Here is a 14,640-nt window from a genome sequence, read left to right on the forward strand (position 1 = left end):
TTTGCTTACTTTTGCGCTGTTCAAAAGTGAGCCGCCGTCAGGCGGAACCATAGGAGGCCGTTACCGCAAAAATGGATATGTACTCGACCTAATCCAACACCCCGGCCAGCCCACAGGCCGCTACAAAGTTGTGTAGATACCTATGCCGCGATGGGCGCAATGGGCGCGCCGCGGTATCGGATCAATCCATCGAACCGTAACGCTTCGCCGCTTCAATCGCCAGGCCGCTGCCGATGCTGCCAAAGATGTTGCCTTCGACATGGCGGGCGTTCGGCAGCATGGCCGAGACGCTGTTGCGCAGGGCCGGAATCCCGCTCGAACCGCCAGTGAAGAACACCGTGTCCACCTGGTCGACGCTGACATTGGCGTCCAGCAACAGTTGGCTGACACTGTTGCGCACGCGCTCCAGCAGCCCATCGATGGCTGACTCGAACAACGCTCGGCTCAGCTCCACGCTCAACCCCGGCTCGATGCGGTCCAGCGGCACGTGGCGGCTGTCGGCATGGGTCAGCTGGATCTTGGTTTCTTCCACTTCCATCGCCAGCCAGTGCCCGGCGCGCTGCTCGATCAGTTTGAACAGGCGGTCGATGCCACCGGTGTCCTCGATGTCATAGCGCATGCTGCCCAACGCCAGCTGGGATTTCTGCGAGTACACCGAGTTGATGGTGTGCCAGGTTGCCAGGTTCATGTGCTGGCTGGTGGGCATGTAGGCGCCGCTTTTCATCCGGCTGCCGTAGCCGAACAGCGGCATCACGCCTTGCAGGCTCAGTTGTTTGTCGAAGTCGGTCCCGCCGACGTGCACGCCGCCGGTGGCGAGGATGTCGTCCTGGCGCTGGTCCAGGCCTCGGCGCTCGGGTGACAGGCGCACCAGCGAGAAGTCGGAGGTACCGCCGCCGATGTCGACAATCAGCACCAGCTCTTCACGCTCGATGGTCGACTCATAGTCGAAGGCAGCCGCGATCGGCTCGTACTGGAACGACACTTCCTTGAAGCCAATGGCGCGTGCCACATCCACCAGGGTGTCTTCGGCTTCCTTGTCGGCCATCGGGTCGTCATCGACGAAGAACACCGGCCGGCCCAGCACCACTTCTTCGAATTCCCGACCGGCGGCGGTCTCGGCACGCAGCTTCAACTGGCCGATGAACAGGCCCAGCAGGTCCTTGAACGGCATCGCCGTGCCCAGGACGCTGGTGTCGTGCTTGATCAGCTTGGAACCCAGGAGGCTCTTGAGGGAACGCATCAGGCGCCCTTCGTAGCCTTCCAGGTACTCGTGCAGCGCCAGGCGGCCGTACACCGGGCGGCGTTCCTCGATGTTGAAGAACACCACCGAAGGCAGGGTGATCTTGTCGTCCTCCAGCGCGATGAGCGTTTCCATGCCAGGGCGCAGCCAGCCGACAGTGGAGTTGGACGTGCCGAAGTCGATACCGCAGGCACGAGCTGGAGATGCGTTTTTCATGTCTTTCTGGTTCCGGTTAAAAAACGGCCGCGCAGTGTATGTCAGTGCGACGCAGAATCGAAGGCCGACTATCCGCTAAATCTCAGCTTTAAGTGCCTTGAAAGACTATCCTTGCTCCCCAAACTTACAGGCATGGCTTGGCAGCCACTGCGCGATCAACGGATTCGCCCGGCTGCCGATAAACTTCTGCTGCGCTGTCCGGTCACAACCTTGAGATCGGTCAAGCCCGCTGCGCCCCGGTGGTGCATGCTGGCAGACGGCGCGATATCGATAACGGATGGTGATTCCCGCGATGGACTTCAAAGACTATTACAAGATTCTCGGTGTCGAACCGACCGCTGACGATAAGACGATCAAGGCCGCCTATCGCAAGCTGGCGCGTAAATATCACCCTGACGTCAGCAAGGAAAAAGACGCCGAAGCCAAATTCAAGGACGCCTCGGAAGCCTATGAAGCGCTGAAAAGTGCCGACAAGCGCGCCGAGTACGACGACTTGCGCCGTTATGGCCAGCATGGGCAGCCGTTCCAGGGGCCGCCTGGCTGGCAGAGCCGTGGCGGTTTTGGCGGCGCGCAGGACAGCGGCGACTTCTCGGACTTCTTCAGTTCGATCTTCGGTAACCGTGGCCCAGGCTTCGGTGGTGCACAGTCTGGCCGCAGCGCCGGTCGGCGAGGGCAGGACGTGGAAATGGAACTGGCGGTCTTTCTCGAAGAGACCCTGTCGAACGAGTCGAAGAAGATCAGCTTCCAGGTGCCGCAATACAACGCGGCTGGCCAGCACGTTAGCAACACGGCCAAGAGCCTCAACGTGAAGATCCCCGCCGGCGTGACCGACGGCGAGCGCATCCGCCTCAAGGGCCAGGGCGCACCGGGAATCGGTGGCGGCGCCAATGGCGACCTGTACCTGACGATTCGTTTTGCGCCGCACCCAAAATTCGACGTCGAAGGCGAGAACCTGATCATCACCTTGCCGCTAGCGCCGTGGGAGCTGGCCTTGGGTGCCGAAGTGGCGGTGCCGACCCTGACCGGCAAGATCAACCTCAAGGTCCCGGCCGGCAGCCAGAACGGCCAGCGCATGCGCGCCAAAGGCCATGGCCTGCTGAACAAGGCCGGCGAGCGCGGGTACCTGTTCGTGCAGCTCAAGGCCGTGATGCCCAAGACCTGCGACGAGGAGGTCAAGGCGCTGTGGCAGGAACTGGCGAGCAAAGCCGCGTTCAACCCGCGTGAGCACTTCTGATCGAGCACATTCGAGTTCCAGAACCTGGAGTAACTGACAATGAGCAGTCCCCTGATCGTTCAACTGGACATGGCGCAATTCTGTGAGGCGACCGATCTACCGGACGTCTACGTGATCGAAATCGTCGAGCACGGCATCCTCGAACCTCAGGGCGCCCAGCCCAAGGACTGGCGTTTCAACGACTATGAACTGGCGGTCGCCAAGCGCGCCGCCAAGTTGCGCCACGACCTGGAACTGGAGTGGGAAGGCGTCGCCCTGGCGCTCGACCTGCTCGAAGAAGTGCAGCAACTGCGCGCCGAAAACCAGATGCTCAAGCAACGCCTGGCGCGGTTGGTGGTGGAGTAAGTGTTCTATTCTCTTCGCGTTCTGATACTGCCTTGAATCATCGACAAACTGACTTTTTGCACACTGCGCTGCCTGGGGTTTCCGCTGAGGTCGTAAGTTACGGAATATTCGCGGGTGGCGCCACTTGGTAGTGTTCTCGGCGGCGGAACGGGTGCGAGTAGAGGCTCATAGGGGGGGCTGTTCCAGATCTGACGGGAACTACTAGGTTCTCCAGGTTGCTGGTCGGGACTAAGAATACCTACTTGCCCACCGGTATCATTAAAGCGGGGTAACTGTCTCTTTGGTGGAATCGGCGGAGGAGCTTCACTCCGAGTTGCGTGATCAGGAAAGTTGCGAGTGGTTTCACCCGAGTGCTTCCTGACCAATGGCGGCGTAGTTTCGGGCGCAGCCCCGCCAGGGAAGTTTGGATTGCTAATGCCCGTTTGCATTTGGTTGGCAGGTGAGGCGGGGGGAGTATCCGTAGAAGCTAGTAAAGGGGTTACGCTAGAGGTGCTGGAGGTCCTAGCCAGTGAGGTACGGCGGTTGGAGAGAAAATCCAGCAACTTAATATGCCCCGTCGGATCCGAAAAGTTCACCGGATCCCCCTCGCAATACGTATACGCATTCAACCCACCTCGTCCAAACGGGCTCCAACTGTCTGGGCTATGAAAACGCATCAGTATCGGGTTGTAAGCGCGGTAGCCATTGCCTAGCAAGTACCAGCCCAGTCGCGCTTCGCGCAGTTCACCGTTAAAACCCAGCCCCGTCGTAACTGCCTGTTGTCCGGACTGCTGGCCGTAAGGAGGGTAAGCGATAGGGTTGGTCCGATCCGCCGTAATCTCAGCGATGATCGAGCGCTTGTTATCGGTGGCCAGCAGCAGGGTTCGTGCCTGGCGCGAGCCGTCGCTACTGTCAGATCGAGAGTGGGTCATGACCGGCCTTCCTTGTGAAGAGGTGCGACGCGAATCAATTTTACCGATAACGCATAACGCGGGTAACTAGCAGAACTGCTAGTAAAGCGTCACCCTTGCCACCGAAATGCACCCGTCATATCAAATCGGACCGTTCGTCGAAGGTGCTCGACATGCAAATACTACCAGGGCACCACCTCAGAACAGGAAGTAATGCTGCGCCATTGATAATGGTATCTGTCGGCTTATTGCGCGGCGCATCCGGGCGGGTGGTATATAAGTACTTTCGGTATTCGGATAGTCGAAGATTAGCTCGTTGTTTGGCAGGTTTCCTTGCAGCTATTTGGTTTATTTATCGGCTCGGCTTTTTAGTAAGTTTGGTGCTCTTGAAAATAACGTGAGTGGATCAGACGATGGCTGAGTTAAATAAACCGTTTGCAAGTAGTGCTGAAACTGCGCTCGCTGAGGATAAAGGGCCTCACTATGATTATGTAAAGAATAAACTGCCTGCTTGGCTTTTGCAGGCAACACCACAAAGACGCAGGGAACTGCGCGATGCCGGGTTGGCTAGGCCCAGCCGGCACGAAGCTGCAACCCAGGATCACCAGGCTGCTTTCAAACGTAGCAGTCGGCAGAGTTACGCTACGCAAAATACGCTCGATCAGATGCTGGTCAACCTGCAGGACGTCAAGGCCTTTTCCCGCCCACTCCTGACGGCTGCAATTATGCAGAAGTTCAACGTCTCGGTGGATGTTGATAATACGCTGTTATCCTACGCGGTCTCGAACCCCGAACCCTTTGCCGACGATATTCGATTAACCAGCAGTCTGCTGGATGCGGCCCTGCATAACTTTACCGAGGCTGACGAAGATGACACTTATGCTGCAACGCGCAGCAGTAATAGTGTGCTGCTGCTTTCACCGCAAGGAAGGTTGCCATTTACCGTTGAACAATTTGCCGCGTTGTCTCGACAGTTGGACTTGGGTGCCAAGTATCAGGCGCATATCAAGAGCGCACTGGGTATCGCCGAGGTCGTGGCTGAAGGTGTCTTGAAGGCCAGGGTCATACTGAGTCAACAACATGCGTTCAGTGCGGCCATCGATCTTGCGCGAATGCAGGGTGATATCGACAGGGTCACACCCGATTCAACTATTTATGACCTGCTCATCCGGGTCCGGGACAACCCTCACGACCTGACTCTGGATGGCAAGCCTGTGCAATTCAACGGGCTGAAACTGCTCGGGGAAACCGGGTTGATCGGCGTGGTACTTATTGGGCCGGACCGCATTAGCAGTGAATCGGTGCAGCGCCTGGTTGTGTACATTCCGCATGACCCGATCAGCCCGATCAAGGAGTACCCATCGGCGCAGCATTTCCACAGCGAGTTGCGTGATCGATTGCGTGACCCTGGCTATCAGGAATTTTTCAGTCGGTTTGTCAGGCAGGAAGACAAGGCGCGTTTTTTCAGGCGGTTGAATGATCGGCTGACGCCGCTTAAACCGCAGCCCAACGGCCGTGTTTATATAAGAACTCCAGATCCTGAGGCCAGGATCCATATGGAGGAAACGCCGGTTTTAGGGGCGCTTTGGGTTTTTCTCTTCGACCAGCAACTGAACAAGCTCCTCAACGATGCAGCGTTTGTCGCAGTGTCCACGGCAGATGTTGATGCGCAGGCGCGTACTGACAAACTGCTCGGTTATCTGGGTACGGCGCTGGCGGTCCTCAATGTCGTTGCGTTGTTTGTCCCGCCCCTGGGTGTGGCGATGATGGCTGTGATGGCGACGCAACTGACCTATGAGGTGGTAGAAGGCGTCGAGGCATTGGCGCAGGGCGATACGGATGAGGGTTTTATCTATCTGATGGATGTTGCACAAAACCTCGCTCAGCTAGCGCTCCTGGCCGCGGTTGGTGCTGAGGGCGCAGAACCAGTTACCCCCCTCAAGCGCTCGCCGTTTGTCGATAGTTTGCAACAGGTCACCTTGCCGGATGGAGAGACTCGGTTGTGGAAACCCGATCTAAAACCCTACGAGCACACGGGAGCATTGCCGGCAGGTCTGAAGCCCGATGACTTGGGGTTGCTGCATCACGATGGCCAGGCGTTCCTGGTCCTGGGAGATAAGTGCTACAGGGTGAAAATGGACCCTGTCAGCGGCCAGTACCGGGTCGTGCATCCTGTCAGGGCAAATGCCTATGGGCCTGAACTCAACCACAACGGTTTCGGTGCCTGGAGCCATGAAGTGGAGCAGCCTCGGACCTGGCAGGGCCGCGAATTGATGCAGCGGATAGGGCATGGTGTCCGCGAGTTCAGTGACGCCGAGCTTGAACAGATTCGCCATGTCAGCGGCATCGATGAGGGCGTCTTGCGTCGAATGCACGTCGAGAACGAACCACCTGCACCGATGCTGGCCGATACGATCAGTCGATTTCAGGCGTACAGGCAGGTCGAGGAATTTATCGCCGATATGAAGAGCGCCTCATCCAGCGCTTCTGCAACCGATCATTCGATCAATCAGTTGCATGTCCTGACGCGGTATGGCACGTGGCCGGACACGGTATCGGTACGGATCATCGATGCGCAGGCGAAGACCCTCTGGGAATACGTCAATCCCCAGGGTGTACAGGGCAAAGTGCGGATCGTGCAGATCCATGATGCGCAGGTTCGAGGGGGGCGACTGCTGAAAACGCTCCTGGAAAGTCTCACTGAAAGTGAAACCGATGTTGTGCTTGGCCAAGCGCCTGGGGCCCCGCGGGAAGTTCTGGAAAAACGCATCGAGAGACTGCGCGAGCGCATTGCTCGTGTTGCCGAAAGCCATAAGGTCGAGTTCTTCAATGATATCTACAACGCCAGGACCGACAGCAGCGATCCACGGCTCAGTCTGATCAAGTCGCGCTTTTCCAACGTACCCACGAGCGTGATTGAACAGTTGCTGGCCGAAGCCAGCCCTGGTGAGCGTCAGCAAATGGCCAAATGGGACTTTGCCGACAAGTTGCAAACCAAGCCCATACCCCTGCGCCTGGCGGAAGAACTGCGCTGGATCCAGCGCGAGGTGCGTCTGTCACGAACCTACGAGGGTTTTTACCTGGACGATTTGATGGGGCAGGACGCAGAGACGCTGGTACTCAACTCACTGAAAAAGCTGCCAGGCTGGTCGGATGATTTGCGCATTGAGGTTCGAGACGGCTCGTTCAGCGGTGCGCTGCGGGCCAGTGTCGGTCCCCAGAGTGCTGAAAGCTCAAAGGTGCTGGTGCGTAATGACCAAGGGCGGTACGAGGCCCGAGATCAGAATAATGAGCATTTGCACGGGGCCGATGATCTTTATGCTGCTCTTCAGCATGCCTTGCCGGATACCCAGCGCAAAGCGCTAGGCTTGCCTCATGTGGGGCAGGGGCCAGAGTTGAAGGCGTTGATCAGGCAGCACCTACTGACGCGCGGTGAGTTGCGCTCGTTACTGGGGATGCAACCGATCAATCCCGGATTCAGGGCGCCCCAGCGCTGGATCGATGGCCGCCTGGGTTATCCACTGTCCGGGCGCGGGGCGGGTTTTCATCCCGTGCCGGTATCGGACGAGGCCAGAGTGCTCAAGCTGTTTCCCAGCTTCACTGATGGTCAGATTGAGGGTTTTCTGGAGTTGTTGGGAGCCGCGCGGGAAGTGTATCTGGTCAATTTTGAGGCGGAGCATCAACAGTTGCTGAGCTGGTCTGAGCAATGGCTGGCGACTCCGTCGACGCGTGTCTTGCCAGATGGCAGTGTTGTCGCCGTCGAGCAGTATGAAAAACAAGTGGTCGCTGAGTTGCTCAAGCGTAGCTGGCAAAGACAGTCACTCAAATACTCGCGCTATGGTGTTCGTCGGGGGTATGAACTGAGGCTGCGAGGTCGAGCGGTTGGGGCGCTGCCTGCTCTGGAAGTGGACTTTAGTCATGTGAATTTTCTGGACCTCAGTGGCATGGACCTGATGGCGGCTCCCAACGAGTTTCTCGAATCGTTTCCCTTGGTTCAACGCTTGGAACTGCAGGCCAACCGTCTTGTAGACATCCCCGCGCAACTGGATGAAATGCCCAGTCTTGCCTATTTGGACCTGTCCGGTAACCGCATCAGGTTAACCACCGGCGAAGCGGATTCACTGGCTCGGATGAGGGGGCTCAGAGAGCTGAATCTAAACCACAACCCGTTGGAGCGAGTGCCTGATCTAAGCCAGATGACAGAGTTGGGCGTGGTTCGCTTGCAGGGCACCGGAATCAGTCAATGGCCAGTCGGGCTGGCCGATCCACCCCGCCTGGGCATGGTCGATTTGCGCGATAACCAGCTCACCTCGTTTCCCGAATGGGCGGTGAATCCACCTGCGCAGCAGTCGGCGGCCATCAATCGGGTATTGCGAGTCACTGAACTGAATGGCAATCCTCTTTCCGACCAGGGCATCACGCAGTATGGGGAGATTCTGGCGCGTATCTACCTGGACAACGATGAGGCCGGATTAGCGCCGGTTCCCCCTGATTCGCCGGCTGATCGTGGTGCTGCCGGCGGCACCCTGGCGCCCTCGGCGCAGCGTGTAGAGCGCTGGATGCGCGATACGCCAGCGCTGGAGCAGAATGTCAGAAGGACGCAATGGGCACTCCTCGACAGTGAAGCCCTCGCTAGGGAAGCCGCCGCAGGAGAGGCTGGAGGGTCGGTCAGTGAAAGCGAGGAGTTTTTCCGCTTGCTGGAAAAACTGCATGCGACGGCCGAGTACAAAAAAGCCTACCCCGACCTCAAGGCTCGGGTTTGGGCGGTGCTGGATGCGGCCGAAGAAAACGCAGTGCTGCGTCGTGAACTGTTCCAGTTGGCAGGAGAGCCAGAAACCTGCAGCGATCGTGCTGCGCTGATGTTCAGCCAGCTGGAAATCAAGGTCCTGACTCACAAGGCCCTGGCGCGCGTCGGCGATAGCGGCGCAGGTCTTCAATTGCTCAAACTGGCCCAAGGCCTGTTTCGTCTGGATGAGGTGGAAGCGTTTGCGCTCAAGGACATTAACGAGCGTATCAAGACCATAGTCCGTTCCGATAAATCGACGCACGAAAAGGGCCGCCAGCTGTTGTTGATGGACCAAATCGAAGTGCGGCTTTCCTATCGGGTCAACCTCAGGGACAGGCTGGACCTGCCAGGGCAGCCTACGAAGGCAGAATACGCGGGTTCGCAATACGTGCCTCGCGCCAAGCTGCAGGAAGCAGAACAGTATGTGCACAGCCTCAAGGACTCGAAGGCCGAGATTGAATCGATCGCGCACCGTGATTTCTGGGGGCAGTACCTCAAAGAAAAATATCGCTCCAGGTTCGATCTGGCCTATGAGTCAATCCTTGAACGCCTGGAGCAATTGGACATCGCCCGCACTTCGATGACCAGTGATGCCTACAACACTCAGTCCAAGGCACTGGCCGTCGAGGCCAGGGTTGTCGAGCAACGGCTCATCGACCTGCTGACACCCGAGGAAATACTCAGCCTGGAAAATGGCGGTAATGCTGCTTAGCGGATAGCTCCAACCCCGAATGTTGCCTGCGGCAGCCTTCGGGGTTTTGCGTAGTCAGAACAGGAAATACCGCTGCGCCATCGGCAACACATCCGCCGGCTCACACCACAACAGTTCGCCATCGGCCTTGACCTGATAGGTCTGCGGATCGACGTCGATGCTGGGTAGGTAGTCGTTATGGATCAGGTCGGTCTTGCACACGCTGCGGCAACCCTTGACCACGGCGATGGTCTTCTTCAAGCCCAATGCCTGCGCCAGTCCTGCTTCCTCTGCGGCCTGGCTGATGAAGGTCAGGCTGGTGGCGTGCAACGAGCCACCGTAGCTTGCGAACATCGGGCGGTAGTGCACCGGTTGCGGCGTCGGAATCGAGGCGTTGGCGTCGCCCATGAGGCTGGCGGCAATCGCCCCACCCTTGAGAATCAGGCTGGGCTTGACCCCGAAAAACGCCGGGCGCCAGAGCACCAGGTCGGCCCATTTCCCCACTTCGATCGAACCCACTTCGTGGCTGATGCCGTGGGTGATCGCCGGGTTGATCGTATATTTGGCGAGGTAGCGCTTGGCGCGGAAGTTGTCGTTGCCCTCGCCATCGCCCGGCAGTGGGCCGCGCTGCTGCTTCATCTTGTCGGCGGTCTGCCAGGTTCGGATGATGACTTCGCCGACCCGGCCCATGGCCTGGCTGTCGGAGCTGATCATCGAGAACGCCCCGAGGTCGTGCAGGATGTCCTCGGCGGCGATGGTTTCACGACGGATACGGCTTTCGGCGAAGGCCACGTCCTCGGCAATGCTTGGGTCCAGGTGATGGCAGACCATCAGCATGTCCAGGTGTTCGTCGATGGTGTTGCGGGTGAACGGCCGGGTCGGGTTGGTCGAACTCGGCAGCACGTTGGCAAAACCGCAGGCCTTGATGATGTCCGGGGCGTGACCGCCACCCGCGCCTTCGGTGTGATAGGTGTGGATGGTGCGGCCCTTGAAGGCGGCGAGGGTGGTTTCGACAAAACCCGATTCATTGAGGGTGTCGGTGTGGATCGCCACCTGCACGTCGTACTGGTCGGCCACAGTCAGGCAGTTGTCGATGCTGGCCGGGGTGGTGCCCCAGTCTTCGTGCAGCTTGAGGCCAATGGCGCCGGCCTTGACCTGCTCGATCAACGGTCCCGGCAGGCTGGCGTTGCCCTTGCCGGTGAGGCCGATGTTCATGGGAAAGGCGTCCGCGGCCTGGAGCATGCGCGCCAGGTGCCAGGGCCCGGAGGTGCAGGTGGTGGCGTTGGTGCCGGTGGCAGGACCGGTGCCGCCACCGATCATGGTGGTAACGCCGCTCATCAAGGCTTCTTCGATCTGCTGCGGGCAAATGAAGTGGATATGCGTGTCGATGCCGCCAGCGGTGAGGATCATGCCTTCGCCGGCAATCACTTCGGTCCCGGCGCCGATGGCCATGCTCACGTCGGGCTGGATATCCGGGTTGCCGGCCTTGCCAATGGCGGCGATGCGCCCATCCTTGAGGCCGACATCGGCCTTGACGATGCCCCAGTGGTCGAGGATCAGCGCGTTGGTGATCACCGTGTCGACGACGTCGGCCGCCAGCAACTGGCTCTGCCCCTGGCCGTCGCGGATCACCTTGCCGCCACCGAACTTCACTTCTTCGCCATAGGTGGTGAAGTCCTTCTCGACCTCGATCCACAACTCGGTGTCGGCCAGGCGGACCTTGTCACCGACGGTGGGGCCGAACATGTCGGCGTAGGCCTGACGGGAGATTTTCATTCGTTCGCCTTGAGATTCAGGAAAATTTGAAGTCGTTCGCTGCGCTCACTGTCGCGGGCAAGCCCGCTCCCACAGGGGAATGCGATCACTTGTGGGAGCGGGCTCGCCCGCGAAGAGGCCAGTGCAGACGCCGTAAAATTTAAAGGTCCCCCATGATCCGTCCGGCAAACCCGAACACCCGGCGATGCCCGGCCAGGTCCACCAGTTCCACATCGCGGCTCTGCCCCGGCTCGAAGCGCACCGCGGTACCGGCCGGGATGTTCAGGCGCATGCCGCGGGTGGCGGCGCGGTCGAAAGCCAGGGCGTCATTGGTTTCGAAAAAGTGATAGTGCGAACCGACCTGGATCGGCCGGTCGCCACTGTTGGCCACGGTCAGGCTCAGGGTTCGCCGGCCGACGTTGAGCTCGATCTCGCCGGGCTGGATCCGGTATTCGCCAGGAATCATGCAGGTTGTCCCAGGGTCTTGAAGTAGATGGCGGTCGGCGCGTAGTGGCCGTCCGGGCTTTGGCAGTAGTTGGGCAGTTCGCCGACGCGGGTATAGCCCAGTGACTGGTAGAAGGTTTCCGCGGCCGAGCCGGCTTCGGTATCCAGGTACAACAGGCCGCGCTGGTGCTGGCGCGCGGCAAGTTCCAGGGCATTCATCAACTGCTGGCCGAGGCCGCGTCGACGGGCCTGGTGCAGGACCTGGAGTTTTTGCACTTCGGCGCGATTGCGCCCGTTGGCTTTCTGGCACAAGCCAAGTTGCACACTGGCCAGGACCCTTTCTTCCTGGACCACCACCCACAAGAGCAGGCTGCCGTTCTCCAGGTCGACCTGGACGGCGTTGAGGTAGGCGCGGGCCTGGGCGTCATCGATGTCGGCCAGAAAGCCGATCGAGGCCCCGTGCTGCACGGCGTCGAACAGCAAGTCGTGCAAGCCCTGGCGGTAGTGGGCAAAGCTTTCCGGGTTGACCCGGCGTAGTTGGGCGGCGTTCATCGTGGCTTACTCCTTGTGGGCCTGGGGTGGCTCCGAGCCTGGGTTGAGGGTCAATTGCATGAACGTCAGGTCGAGCCAGCGACCGAACTTGGTGCCCACCTGCGGCATCTGTCCGGTGGTGATGAAGCCGGCCCGCTCATGCAGACGGATCGACGCCGCGTTGCCGCTCTCGATGGCCGCCACCATCACGTGTTTGCCAGCGTCCCTGGCGCGCACCACCAGTGCTTCCATCAGGCGCGGACCGAGGCCGTTGCCGCGTTGGTCGTTGCGCACGTACACCGAGTGTTCCACGGTGTGGCGAAACCCATCGAAGGGCCGCCAGTCACCGAAAGAGGCGTAGCCGAGCACCTGCTCGTCGGCAGCGGCGATCACCAGGATCGGGTAGCCTTGGGCGTGGCGGGCGCTGAACCAGGCTTGGCGATTGGCCAGGTCGACCGCCTGTTCGTTCCAGATCGCGGTGGTGTTGAGCACAGCGTCGTTGTAGATGTCGCGAATCGCCGGCAGGTCGGCGGGCACGGCATCGCGGATGTGATACGGCATGGCGCGACCTCAGGCGATAGGTTGATGGACGGTGACCAGTTTGGTGCCATCGGGAAAGGTGGCTTCGACCTGGATCTGCGGGATCATTTCCGGGATGCCGGGCATCACCTGTTCGCGCTGCAGCAGGGTGGTGCCCAAGTGCATCAGCTCGGCGACGCTCTGGCCGTCCCGCGCGCCTTCGAGCAGCGCTGCGCTGATATACGCCATGGCCTCCGGGTAATTGAGTTTGACGCCGCGGGCCAACCGCCGCTCGGCCACCAGGCCGGCAGTGAAGATCAGCAGCTTGTCTTTTTCGCGTGGGGTCAGGTCCATCGTGGAAATCCATCTGGGCAGAAAAAAAGAGCATTCGTAAGGTCGACCCGAACCCGTTGTCGGTGTTCAGGTATTCCATATTCGCGGCGCCAGCGCCTCGCGGCCGAGCAGGGCCGGGCGCAGCAGTGTCCATAAATCAATCAGCCAACCCCGCGCCAGCAAGGTTTCACTGGCCAGGCAGCGGGCAACCAGCAGCCCGGGAAGTTGGGTCAAATCCCCGCGTACCGGGTTGGGCAATGAGCGACAGGCCTGCAGCAGTTCGCTGTCGATCTCGCCCGTCACCAGCAAGGTGGCAAATACCGGCTGGCCGTCCAGGCCAATCGGCGAGTCGAGCAAACCGTCAGCGCCGACAATGCGCTGGCGTTCGTGCCAGAGCAACTGGCCGTCGCGGCGGATCTCCAGTTGCGCTTGAAAGTGCCCATGCTCGAAGCGTTCGCCGCTGGCCGGGCGACCCAGTGCCACCACGTCCCAATAGAACAATCGCGCATCGCCCTGCAGTTCGATCGAGGTCTTGAGCTCGGCCTGGGCGGCGCTGAAGACGATGGTTTCCTGGGGCAGCCATTCCAGTGTGGCACCGGTGGCAACCTGCAAGTCGAGCTGCTGATAGGCGGGGCTGGCGGCGCGATACCACTTGGCGGCGCCGGGGCTGGTCAACTGCGCCCAGGCGTTGGGTCCGACGCTCGCGCGGACCTCCAGGCGATCGCCACCGGCAATCCCTCCGGGTGGGTGGACGATGATGTGCTGGCACACTTCGGGGCCTTCGGCGTACAGGTGTTTTTGCACCCGCAGCGGACCCTGATGGCGGCGCAGGGTCGGCCGCGTGCTGGCGCCGAAACGGGCGTAGCCGAGCTCAAGCTCGGCATGCCAGCTGGGTGTGAATGCGTTGTGTTGGGCAGTGGCAGTCATATTTTCTGATTATCGTCAGGACGCTAAAGACTAGATCGTTACCAGGCCGCGTACACCCTCGGCTTCCATGTTTTCGCCGCGACCTTGCTGGACGATCTCGCCTCGCGACATCACCAGGTACTGATCGGCCAGCTCGGCAGCGAAGTCGTAGAACTGTTCCACCAGCAGGATCGCCATGTCACCGCGTGCCGCAAGCTGCTTGATCACCGCGCCGATCTCCTTGATCACCGAGGGCTGGATGCCTTCGGTGGGTTCATCGAGGATCAGCAGGCGTGGCCGGCTGGCCAGCGCACGGCCGATGGCCAACTGTTGCTGCTGGCCACCGGAGAGGTCACCGCCACGGCGTAGCTTCATTTGCAGCAGCACCGGGAACAGCTCGTAGATGAAGCCCGGTACTTCCCGGGCTTCGGCGCCGGGGAAACGCGACAGCCCCATCAACAGGTTTTCTTCGACGCTCAGCCGGGGGAAGATTTCCCGGCCCTGGGGAACATAGGCGATACCAGCATGAACCCGCTGGTGCGGCTTGAGCCCACTGATGGTCTTGCCCTCCCAGTTCACCGCGCCCTCCTTGGCCGGCAGCAGGCCCATCAGGCATTTGAGCAGGGTGGTCTTGCCCACGCCGTTGCGCCCGAGCAGGCAGGTGACTTCGCCAACCTTCACCTCGAAGCTGAGGCCGCGCAGGATGTGGCTACCGCCGTAGTACTGGTGCAATTTATCGACTTGCAGCAT

12 protein-coding genes are annotated in these 14,640 nt (G+C 60.1%); 3 read left to right on the plus strand and 9 right to left on the minus strand.

Features of this window, described 5'->3' with window-relative positions:
- Nucleotides 1-181: 181 nt before the first annotated feature.
- Nucleotides 182-1,456 (minus strand): Hsp70 family protein, encoded by a 1,275-nt coding sequence (locus PspS04_RS02735; protein ID WP_159993485.1) that lies wholly within the window; start codon nucleotides 1,454-1,456, stop codon nucleotides 182-184.
- 292 nt (nucleotides 1,457-1,748) lie between these two features.
- On the opposite strand from PspS04_RS02735, the gene PspS04_RS02740 reads away from it, so the two are divergent.
- Both PspS04_RS02740 and PspS04_RS02745 read left to right on the plus strand, forming a co-directional pair.
- Nucleotides 1,749-2,690 (plus strand): DnaJ C-terminal domain-containing protein, encoded by a 942-nt coding sequence (locus PspS04_RS02740; protein ID WP_159993487.1) that lies wholly within the window; start codon nucleotides 1,749-1,751, stop codon nucleotides 2,688-2,690.
- Nucleotides 2,691-2,729: 39 nt separating this feature from the next.
- Nucleotides 2,730-3,035 (plus strand): chaperone modulator CbpM, encoded by a 306-nt coding sequence (locus tag PspS04_RS02745; RefSeq protein ID WP_095171081.1) that lies wholly within the window; start codon nucleotides 2,730-2,732, stop codon nucleotides 3,033-3,035.
- 5 nt (nucleotides 3,036-3,040) lie between these two features.
- Here PspS04_RS02745 and PspS04_RS27560 read toward each other — a convergent pair whose 3' ends face one another.
- Nucleotides 3,041-3,946, minus strand: coding sequence for an RHS repeat-associated core domain-containing protein (locus PspS04_RS27560; RefSeq protein ID WP_159993489.1), 906 nt, complete (start codon nucleotides 3,944-3,946; stop codon nucleotides 3,041-3,043).
- A 392-nt stretch (nucleotides 3,947-4,338) separates the two neighbouring features.
- Here PspS04_RS27560 and PspS04_RS02755 point away from each other — a divergent pair, with 392 nt between their 5' ends.
- Complete coding sequence (locus tag PspS04_RS02755) at nucleotides 4,339-9,423, plus strand: NEL-type E3 ubiquitin ligase domain-containing protein (RefSeq protein WP_159993491.1); 5,085 nt, start codon at nucleotides 4,339-4,341, stop codon at nucleotides 9,421-9,423.
- Nucleotides 9,424-9,477: 54 nt separating this feature from the next.
- Here the strand turns inward: PspS04_RS02755 and ureC are convergent, their stop codons facing one another.
- The 7 genes from ureC to urtE form a co-directional block, all read right to left on the minus strand.
- The gene (gene ureC, locus PspS04_RS02760; protein WP_159993493.1) at nucleotides 9,478-11,178 is read right to left on the minus strand and encodes an urease subunit alpha; all 1,701 of its coding nucleotides are present in this window, start codon (nucleotides 11,176-11,178) and stop codon (nucleotides 9,478-9,480) included.
- A 139-nt stretch (nucleotides 11,179-11,317) separates the two neighbouring features.
- Nucleotides 11,318-11,623 carry an urease subunit beta gene (locus tag PspS04_RS02765; RefSeq protein WP_095171089.1) on the minus strand — a complete coding sequence of 102 codons (306 nt, stop codon included), beginning with the start codon at nucleotides 11,621-11,623 and terminating at the stop codon, nucleotides 11,318-11,320.
- Nucleotides 11,620-12,153 carry a GNAT family N-acetyltransferase gene (locus PspS04_RS02770; protein ID WP_159993495.1) on the minus strand — a complete coding sequence of 178 codons (534 nt, stop codon included), beginning with the start codon at nucleotides 12,151-12,153 and terminating at the stop codon, nucleotides 11,620-11,622. The genes PspS04_RS02765 and PspS04_RS02770 overlap by 4 nt, the downstream gene beginning before the upstream one ends.
- A gap of 6 nt (nucleotides 12,154-12,159) precedes the next feature.
- Nucleotides 12,160-12,693: a GNAT family N-acetyltransferase gene (locus PspS04_RS02775; protein WP_159993497.1), complete on the minus strand. Its 534-nt coding sequence runs from the start codon at nucleotides 12,691-12,693 to the stop codon at nucleotides 12,160-12,162.
- Nucleotides 12,694-12,702: 9 nt separating this feature from the next.
- Nucleotides 12,703-13,005: an urease subunit gamma gene (locus PspS04_RS02780; RefSeq protein WP_159993499.1), complete on the minus strand. Its 303-nt coding sequence runs from the start codon at nucleotides 13,003-13,005 to the stop codon at nucleotides 12,703-12,705.
- A gap of 66 nt (nucleotides 13,006-13,071) precedes the next feature.
- Nucleotides 13,072-13,911 (minus strand): urease accessory protein UreD, encoded by an 840-nt coding sequence (locus PspS04_RS02785; protein WP_159993501.1) that lies wholly within the window; start codon nucleotides 13,909-13,911, stop codon nucleotides 13,072-13,074.
- Nucleotides 13,912-13,941: 30 nt separating this feature from the next.
- On the minus strand, nucleotides 13,942-14,640 hold the full coding sequence (gene urtE / locus PspS04_RS02790) for an urea ABC transporter ATP-binding subunit UrtE (protein WP_159993503.1): 699 nt from the start codon (nucleotides 14,638-14,640) through the stop codon (nucleotides 13,942-13,944).

It is taken from the genome of Pseudomonas sp. S04 (genome assembly GCF_009834545.1).
Taxonomy (GTDB): domain Bacteria; phylum Pseudomonadota; class Gammaproteobacteria; order Pseudomonadales; family Pseudomonadaceae; genus Aquipseudomonas.

What these genes read in the sequence shown, in the direction of transcription:
- PspS04_RS02735 (WP_159993485.1), bottom strand. Translation starts at nt 1,456, where the DNA reads ATGAAAAACGCATCTCCAGCTCGTGCCTGCGGTATCGACTTCGGCACG.
- PspS04_RS02740 (WP_159993487.1), top strand. Translation starts at nt 1,749, where the DNA reads ATGGACTTCAAAGACTATTACAAGATTCTCGGTGTCGAACCGACCGCT.
- PspS04_RS02745 (WP_095171081.1), top strand. Translation starts at nt 2,730, where the DNA reads ATGAGCAGTCCCCTGATCGTTCAACTGGACATGGCGCAATTCTGTGAG.
- PspS04_RS27560 (WP_159993489.1), bottom strand. Translation starts at nt 3,946, where the DNA reads ATGACCCACTCTCGATCTGACAGTAGCGACGGCTCGCGCCAGGCACGA.
- PspS04_RS02755 (WP_159993491.1), top strand. Translation starts at nt 4,339, where the DNA reads ATGGCTGAGTTAAATAAACCGTTTGCAAGTAGTGCTGAAACTGCGCTC.
- ureC (WP_159993493.1), bottom strand. Translation starts at nt 11,178, where the DNA reads ATGAAAATCTCCCGTCAGGCCTACGCCGACATGTTCGGCCCCACCGTC.
- PspS04_RS02765 (WP_095171089.1), bottom strand. Translation starts at nt 11,623, where the DNA reads ATGATTCCTGGCGAATACCGGATCCAGCCCGGCGAGATCGAGCTCAAC.
- PspS04_RS02770 (WP_159993495.1), bottom strand. Translation starts at nt 12,153, where the DNA reads ATGAACGCCGCCCAACTACGCCGGGTCAACCCGGAAAGCTTTGCCCAC.
- PspS04_RS02775 (WP_159993497.1), bottom strand. Translation starts at nt 12,693, where the DNA reads ATGCCGTATCACATCCGCGATGCCGTGCCCGCCGACCTGCCGGCGATT.
- PspS04_RS02780 (WP_159993499.1), bottom strand. Translation starts at nt 13,005, where the DNA reads ATGGACCTGACCCCACGCGAAAAAGACAAGCTGCTGATCTTCACTGCC.
- PspS04_RS02785 (WP_159993501.1), bottom strand. Translation starts at nt 13,911, where the DNA reads ATGACTGCCACTGCCCAACACAACGCATTCACACCCAGCTGGCATGCC.
- urtE (WP_159993503.1), bottom strand. Translation starts at nt 14,640, where the DNA reads ATGCTGCAAGTCGATAAATTGCACCAGTACTACGGCGGTAGCCACATC.